Annotated in this window: 9 protein-coding genes; 3 read left to right on the top strand and 6 right to left on the bottom strand. The window is 63.9% G+C overall.

Features of this window, described 5'->3' with window-relative positions; translation table 11 throughout:
* From ACREC7_RS15125 to folK, 3 genes are all read right to left on the bottom strand, one after another.
* On the bottom strand, positions 1-1717 hold a 1717-nt coding region (locus tag ACREC7_RS15125), incomplete at its 3' end, for a RelA/SpoT family protein (RefSeq protein ID WP_431556523.1).
* Positions 1718-1774: 57 nt separating this feature from the next.
* Positions 1775-2185 carry a DNA-directed RNA polymerase subunit omega gene (gene rpoZ, locus ACREC7_RS15120; protein WP_431556522.1) on the bottom strand — a complete coding sequence of 137 codons (411 nt, stop codon included), beginning with the start codon at positions 2183-2185 and terminating at the stop codon, positions 1775-1777.
* An 89-nt stretch (positions 2186-2274) separates the two neighbouring features.
* Positions 2275-2835: a 2-amino-4-hydroxy-6-hydroxymethyldihydropteridine diphosphokinase gene (gene folK / locus ACREC7_RS15115; RefSeq protein WP_431556521.1), complete on the bottom strand. Its 561-nt coding sequence runs from the start codon at positions 2833-2835 to the stop codon at positions 2275-2277.
* Between the two features lie 93 nt (positions 2836-2928).
* Here folK and ACREC7_RS15110 point away from each other — a divergent pair, with 93 nt between their 5' ends.
* The 3 genes from ACREC7_RS15110 to ACREC7_RS15100 all read left to right on the top strand — a co-directional run bounded on the left by ACREC7_RS15110 (position 2929) and on the right by ACREC7_RS15100 (position 4726).
* Positions 2929-3528: an NYN domain-containing protein gene (locus ACREC7_RS15110; protein ID WP_431556520.1), complete on the top strand. Its 600-nt coding sequence runs from the start codon at positions 2929-2931 to the stop codon at positions 3526-3528.
* A gap of 50 nt (positions 3529-3578) precedes the next feature.
* The gene (locus ACREC7_RS15105; RefSeq protein WP_431556519.1) at positions 3579-4253 is read left to right on the top strand and encodes a uracil-DNA glycosylase; all 675 of its coding nucleotides are present in this window, start codon (positions 3579-3581) and stop codon (positions 4251-4253) included.
* Between the two features lie 71 nt (positions 4254-4324).
* Entirely contained in the window at positions 4325-4726 is a 402-nt protein-coding gene (locus tag ACREC7_RS15100) for a DUF3775 domain-containing protein (RefSeq protein WP_431556518.1), read from the top strand.
* Here ACREC7_RS15100 and ACREC7_RS15095 read toward each other — a convergent pair.
* From ACREC7_RS15095 to dapA, 3 genes are all read right to left on the bottom strand, one after another.
* The gene (locus ACREC7_RS15095; protein ID WP_431556517.1) at positions 4723-5244 is read right to left on the bottom strand and encodes a peroxiredoxin; all 522 of its coding nucleotides are present in this window, start codon (positions 5242-5244) and stop codon (positions 4723-4725) included. The genes ACREC7_RS15100 and ACREC7_RS15095 overlap by 4 nt on opposite strands.
* A gap of 176 nt (positions 5245-5420) precedes the next feature.
* Positions 5421-5894 carry an SsrA-binding protein SmpB gene (smpB, locus tag ACREC7_RS15090; RefSeq protein ID WP_431556516.1) on the bottom strand — a complete coding sequence of 158 codons (474 nt, stop codon included), beginning with the start codon at positions 5892-5894 and terminating at the stop codon, positions 5421-5423.
* Between the two features lie 18 nt (positions 5895-5912).
* On the bottom strand, positions 5913-6519 hold a 607-nt coding region (dapA, locus tag ACREC7_RS15085; RefSeq protein WP_431556515.1), incomplete at its 5' end, for a 4-hydroxy-tetrahydrodipicolinate synthase.

Below are 6519 nucleotides of genomic sequence, written 5' to 3'. Positions count from 1 at the left end.
GGCCGAACCAGCCTTCTTCGGCGCGCTTGACCCTGCGCCGCCGCTTCGGCGCCTCGCTCGGCGCGTCTTCCGGCCAGGCGGCTTTGAGGACGTCGGCCGACGACAGCTCGCCGCGGCCGACGGCGGCAATGACGTCGTCCGGCGTCTTCTGCGAAAGCCGTCCCAGGGCCTGAGCGATGGCCTCCTCGCTGAAGCGCTTGCCGCGCCGGCTGAAGGCGCGCTCGAGGATTTCGCGGCCAAGCTTGCCATATTGGGCGCGCGCCGCGTCGCGCGTCGCCCGCCTGATCGCCGAGCGCGCCTTGCCGGTGACGGCAAGGCTTTGCCAGGCCGAAGGCGGCGCCTGCACGTCGGAGGTGATGATCTCCACCTCGTCGCCGTTCCTGAGCTCGGTGACGAGTGGCATCGGCCGGCCGTTGATCTTGCAGCCGACGCAAGTGTTGCCGATGTCGGTGTGTACCGCGTAGGCGAAGTCGATGGGGTTGGCGCCGCGCGGCAGCGCGATCAGCCTGCCCTTCGGGGTGAAGCAGAACACCTGATCCTGGAACAGCTCGAGCTTGGTGTGCTCGAGAAACTCTTCCGGGTTGTCGCCTTCGAGCAGCATGTCAACGAGATGGCGCAGCCAGCGATAGGCGTTGCTCTCATGGCTCGGCAGCACGCCGTTTTGCGGCCCTGAGCCATTGGCGGCATCCTTGTAGAGCGCATGCGCCGCCACGCCATACTCGGCGACCGAATGCATCCGCTCGGTGCGGATCTGCAGCTCGGCACGCTGGTGACGCGGGCCGACGATAGTGGTGTGGATCGACTGGTAGTCGTTCTGCTTGGGGCTCGAAATGTAGTCCTTGAAGCGGCCGGGAACCGCGTGCCAGGTGGTGTGCACCACGGCGAGCGCCCGGTAGCAGTCGGTCAGCTCGTTCACCACGATGCGGAAGGCGTAGATGTCGGAGAGCTGCTCGAGCGAGATCTGCTTGCGCTCCATCTTGCTCCAGATGGCGTAGGGCTTCTTCTCGCGGAAGGCGACCACCGCCGGCACCTTCGCCTCTTCGAGCTTCTTGCGCAGAGCGTTCTCGATTTCCTCGATCGGGCCCTGATTGCGCTCACGCAGCATCTTGAGGCGATCGACGACGGCGGCGTGGCCTTCAGGGTTGAGCCAGCGAAAGGCGTGGTCCTCGAGCTCCTCGCGCAGCCACTGCATGCCCATGCGCCCGGCAAGCGGCGCATAGATCTCCATGGTCTCCTCGGCGATGATCTCGCGCTTGGCCGGCTTCATTGCCCCCAGCGTGCGCATGTTGTGCAGCCGATCGGCGAACTTGACCAAGAGCACGCGAATGTCGCTCGAGATGGCGAGCAACAGCTTGCGGAAGTTCTCGGCCTGCTCGGCCTTCTTGGTGACGAGGTCGAGCTTCTTGATCTTGGTGAGTCCGTCGACCAGCGAGCCGATCTCGGCGCCGAACAGCGCGTCGATCTCGCTGCGGGTGGCGCCGGTGTCCTCGATGGTATCGTGCAGCAGGGCGGTGGCGATGGTGGCGTCGTCGAGCCGCATCTCGGCGAGGATGGCGGCGACTTCGAGCGGGTGGGAAAAGAAGGGGGCGCCGGAGGCCCGCTTCTGATTGCCGTGCGCCTTCATGGCGTAGACATAGGCGCGGTTGAGCAACGCCTCATCGGCGTCGGGCTCGTAGCTCTTCACCCGCTCGACCAGCTCGTATTGGCGGGTGGTCATGGCACGCCTCTCAGCAAGGCGCGGCGATGCGACCCGGCACTATGGGCGTAAGCTTGATTAGCGCGAGCGGGGTCCCGCATTGGAGCCATCTGACGGCGCCTGGGTCGCCATCCTGCGCAACAGCTCCTCCTCGGTCATCTTGTCGATCGCATTATCGTTCGACTGATCGTCCTGGCCGAGGATCGGCATTCTCGTGTCCGCCGAGAGCATAGGCACGGCTTCTGCTTCTGGCTCATCCACTTCGACATATTTCTGCATGGAGTGGATGAAGTCTTCCCTAAGGTCGTCGCAGACGATCTTCTCATCGGCGATCTCGCGCAGAGCGACGACCGGATTCTTGTCGTTGTCGCGATCGACGGCGATCTGGGCGCCGGCCGAGATGGTCCGGGCGCGATGGCCGGAAAGCAGCACAAGCTCGAAACGGTTGGGAATCTTGTCGATGCAGTCCTCGACGGTAACGCGAGCCATCAGCAAATCCTTGTGTCAGTAAGAGGAGGTTATCCCCTATTTAGGCGGTTCGCACCGGCCTGGCAAGGTAAAGCAAGGGCGGCAAAGGGTCAGGAGAGGCGTTTCAGCACGCTCCCCTGCCCGTGCTTCGGCACAAGCCGCCAGAGTTCGCGGGCGCTCAGCTTCGAGACCGGATGGCGCCAATCGGGGGCGACGTCGAGCAGCGGCCGGAGCACGAACGGCCTCTGCTCGAGCTGCGGATGGGGCAGGACCAGCGGCCTGACACGCGCCAGCGGCATGGTTTTGCGGCTCCCCGACCAATTCATGGTCATGCCCTTATAGTCGATGATGTCGAGGTCGAGGGTGCGTGCGCCCCAGGGGCGCCCTCCTCGCCGCCCGGCCCGCGCCTCGATCTGCTTCAGGAGGCGCAGCAGGGCCGGCGCCGGCAGGCTGGTGTCGACAAGCGCCACCTGATTGACGTAAGGCGGCTGGCGCGCCGCCCCCATGGCAGCGGTCTCGTAGAGGTTGGACACGGCCTCTACTGTGATTCCTCTCCGCTCCAGTTCGCGAAGCGCCAGCGTCAGGGTCATTGCCGGACGGCCCCATGGCCCGGGAGAATTGGCACCAAGCCCTACCAGGACTTTTCCGTGCCCGGTCGATTGCGCATTCACGCTTGCGTTCCTATGTTTGTTATGCGGCCCCAAGACGCGTTACTTGCAGGCTGCTCATTGCTTGCCTCCATATTGTTAACGATAGGACTCACAATGCATTTCTATCCAAACGAGCGCGTCGCTCTCTTCATCGACGGCGCCAATCTCTACGCCACCGCCAAATCTCTCGGCTTCGACATCGACTATAAGCGGCTGCTGGCGCTGTTCGGCACCAAGGGACAGCTCATCAGGGCGCTCTACTATACGGCGCTCGCCGAGGAGCAGGAGTATTCCTCGATCAGGCCGTTGATCGACTGGCTCGACTATAACGGCTACACCATGGTGACGAAGCCGACCAAGGAGTTCACCGACGCGACCGGCCGGCGCAAGATCAAGGGCAACATGGACATCGAGCTTGCCGTCGACGCCATGGAGCTGTCGGAGCATCTCGACCATATCGTGCTGTTTTCCGGCGACGGCGATTTCCGCTCGCTGGTCGAGGCGTTGCAGCACAAGGGCAAGCGGGTCAGCGTAGTCTCGACGCTCACCACCAATCCGCCGATGGTGGCCGACGAGCTGCGCCGCCAGGCGGACCAGTTCATCGATCTTGCCTATCTGCAGAACGAGATTGGCCGCGATCCGGCCGAGCGCGCCCAGCGGCGCAGGCCCGAGCCGCACGATGAGTTCGATTCGGAGGATCTGATCGAGACCTGACGACGGTCCCGTCCCGATCCGTCATCGCCGGGCTCGACTAGGCATAGTGCATGCCCCTCATCCAACCTCACCAACCAAGCGCGCCTGAGCCCTCTGCAAACTGTCCGCTTTGTCCGCGGCTCGTGTCCTTCCGCGCGACCAACAGAGCTGCGCATCCAGACTGGTTCAACGGCGCGGTTCCATCCTTCGGGCCCGACAGCGCGCGGCTCCTCATTGTCGGGCTGGCACCTGGATTGAAGGGAGCCAATCGCACCGGCCGCCCCTTCCTCGGAGACCATGCTGGCGAGCTGCTTTATCGCACCCTGCTCAAGGCCAGGCTTGCCCGAGGGGTTCACGATCCTGAGCGGCCAGAGGCGCTCACGCTCACCGACTGCATGATCACCAATGCCGTGCGCTGCGTACCGCCGGCAAATAAGCCGACGCCTGGCGAGATCTCCCATTGCCGGCATTTTCTGGAGGCGCGCATCGCCGCACTGCCGAAGCTGCGGGTCATCCTGGCGCTTGGCCGCATCGCCCATGACAGCACGCTCGATGCGCTTCAGCGGAAACGGCGGGATCATCCGTTTTCCCACGGCGCCCGCCACGAGCTCCAGAGCGGACTGGTGCTCTTCGACAGCTATCACTGCTCGCGCCAGAACACGAATACCGGGAGGCTGACCACGCCGATGTTCGAGGCCGTGCTGACCGACATCGTCAACGAGCTCTGCGGCGGAAAGCGCCGCTGAAAGTGTTGCTGGGGGCCGCCTTCTCGGGCATTCTGGCTTTGGGGTTGCGGGCACGCCTTTAGGAGAGGCCCATGGCCGCGTTGGAGATCTCGCCGACCAAGATCGGCTACGTGATTGTCAAGGCGCGCGAATGCGCAGTCAAGGTCGCGGCCTGGGACGACGGCGCCACCTCAGATCACGACGCCGATTCGATTCTTGAATCCTTCAGCGACGACGCGACACGCGGGCAACTCAAGGACTTCATCCGCGACCTGAACGAGGACGAGCAGGCGAGCCTCGTGGCGCTCGCCTGGATCGGCAGAGGCTCCTTCGGACCTGAGGAGCTCGACGAGGCGCTCGATACCGCGCGCACCGAGCACGTCAACCGCAGAGAGGACTACCTGCTCGGCATGCCGCTGCTCGCCGATTATCTCGAGGAAGGATTGGACCGGCTCGGCTATTCGGTCGAGGACGCCGAAGATGACGCTCTTTAGGTCCGGTTCTCTTTTCTGAATAATCGCAGCACCACGCCTGCGTGACACGCAGGGTCAGGCACAGGATAGAGCACGTGCTCAATCGCTCCGGATGAGAGGATAAGCGTGAGTCTTTTCAGATAGGTCTCTCCGCCGGTTGCAAAACTGGGTAAGGCAAGGGCGCCCGTCATGCTCCCGTCGGCGTCGCTCAAAATTGGAAATGGAAGGCGCAAGCGCAGGGCCATTTCGCGCTGATAGTCGGTCGCCTGGCGGGAGAGGCCGAACAATCCGACATTCAGCACAGCGAAGTCGGGGCTGAGGTCGCGAAACCCCTCAAGCTCCGGCGTCGAGCCATGGGCGCCTTCGATGTCGTCCCAGTTCGGCGGATTGGGATGTCCCGGCCGTCCCGTCCACGGGTACACAATGAGGACGCTCTGGCCCGGCACGTCGGCGAGACAAATTTCCTGGCCGGTTGTTGCGGGCAGAGCGATGCGCGGCAGCGCCATGCCGAGTTGAAGGTGATCAGCCGCCCCAACCACCACGATTGCAAGTCCTCCCCAGAGTGCGCCGTGAACTCTCCCCTCCCCCCTTGAGGGATAGGGAGGGGGGTTAAAGTCAAGAATGACGCAGCCATTACCCCCCTCCCGGCACGACGCCGCAAGCGGCCTCGCGCCGACCTCCCCCTCAAGGGGGGAGGTGATTCCCGCACCGATGTTTACCCCTTGTCGCGCATCAGGCGGCCCTTCTGCCGATCCCAGTCGCGCCTCTTCTCGGTCTCGCGCTTGTCGTGCAGCTTCTTGCCCTTGCCAAGGCCGAGTTGGACCTTGGCGATACCGCGCGCGTTGAAATAAAGCTTGAGCGGCACGACCGTCATCCCCTGCCGTTGGATGGCGCCCATCAGCCGGTCGAGCTCGCGCTTGTGCAGCAAAAGTTTGCGCGGCCGCGTGGGCTCATGGGTGTTGCGCCCGCTCTGCGCATATTCGGCAATATGAGCGTTGATCAGATAGAGCGCGCCGCCGCCTTCGTCAGAGGCGTAGGCATCGCCGATATTCGCTTTGCCGGCACGCAGCGACTTCACTTCCGAGCCGGTAAGCACGAGGCCGGCCTCGAGCTTGTCTTCGATCGCGTAGTTGAACCTCGCCTTGCGATTCTCGGCGACGAGCTTGCCGCTCTCGCGCTTTTGCGCCATCGGCTCGACCTTACGGTGCTAAACGAGAAACAGGCCGGCTTTGGCAAGCGCTGCGTCGACCTTGGCCTTGGAGCTTGCCGCGAGCGGGGCAAGCGGAAGCCGCGTCTCGCCTGAGCAGAGCCCAAGCTTCTCGGCAGCGTATTTCACCGGTCCTGGGTTCGATTCCACGAACAATGCGTCGTGCAACGGCATCAGTCTGTCCTGAAGCTCGAGCGCGCGTTTGAAATTGCCGCCCAGGCAGGCGAGCTGAAACTCCGAACAGAGAGAAGGGGCGATATTGGCCGTGACCGAGATGCAGCCCTGCCCGCCATGCGCCATGAAGCCGAGCGCGGTCGCATCCTCGCCGGAGAGCTGCACGAACTCGGTGCCCATCGCCGCCCGCTGCTGGCTCACCCGCGCCATGTTGGCGGTCGCGTCCTTGACGCCGACGATGTTCGGAAGCTCGGACAGCCGCGCCATGGTGTCGACCGACATGTCGACGATGCTGCGGCCGGGAATGTTGTAGATGATGATCGGGATGTCGGCCGCGTCGTTGATCGCCTTATAGTGGAGATAGAGGCCCTCCTGCGTCGGCTTGTTGTAATAGGGCGTGACCACGAGCACGCCGTCGGCGCCGGCGTCCTTG

Source organism: Methyloceanibacter sp. (assembly GCF_050728395.1).
GTDB lineage: Bacteria > Pseudomonadota > Alphaproteobacteria > Rhizobiales > Methyloligellaceae > Methyloceanibacter.
This window is presented reverse-complemented; position numbering and strand designations above follow the sequence as displayed.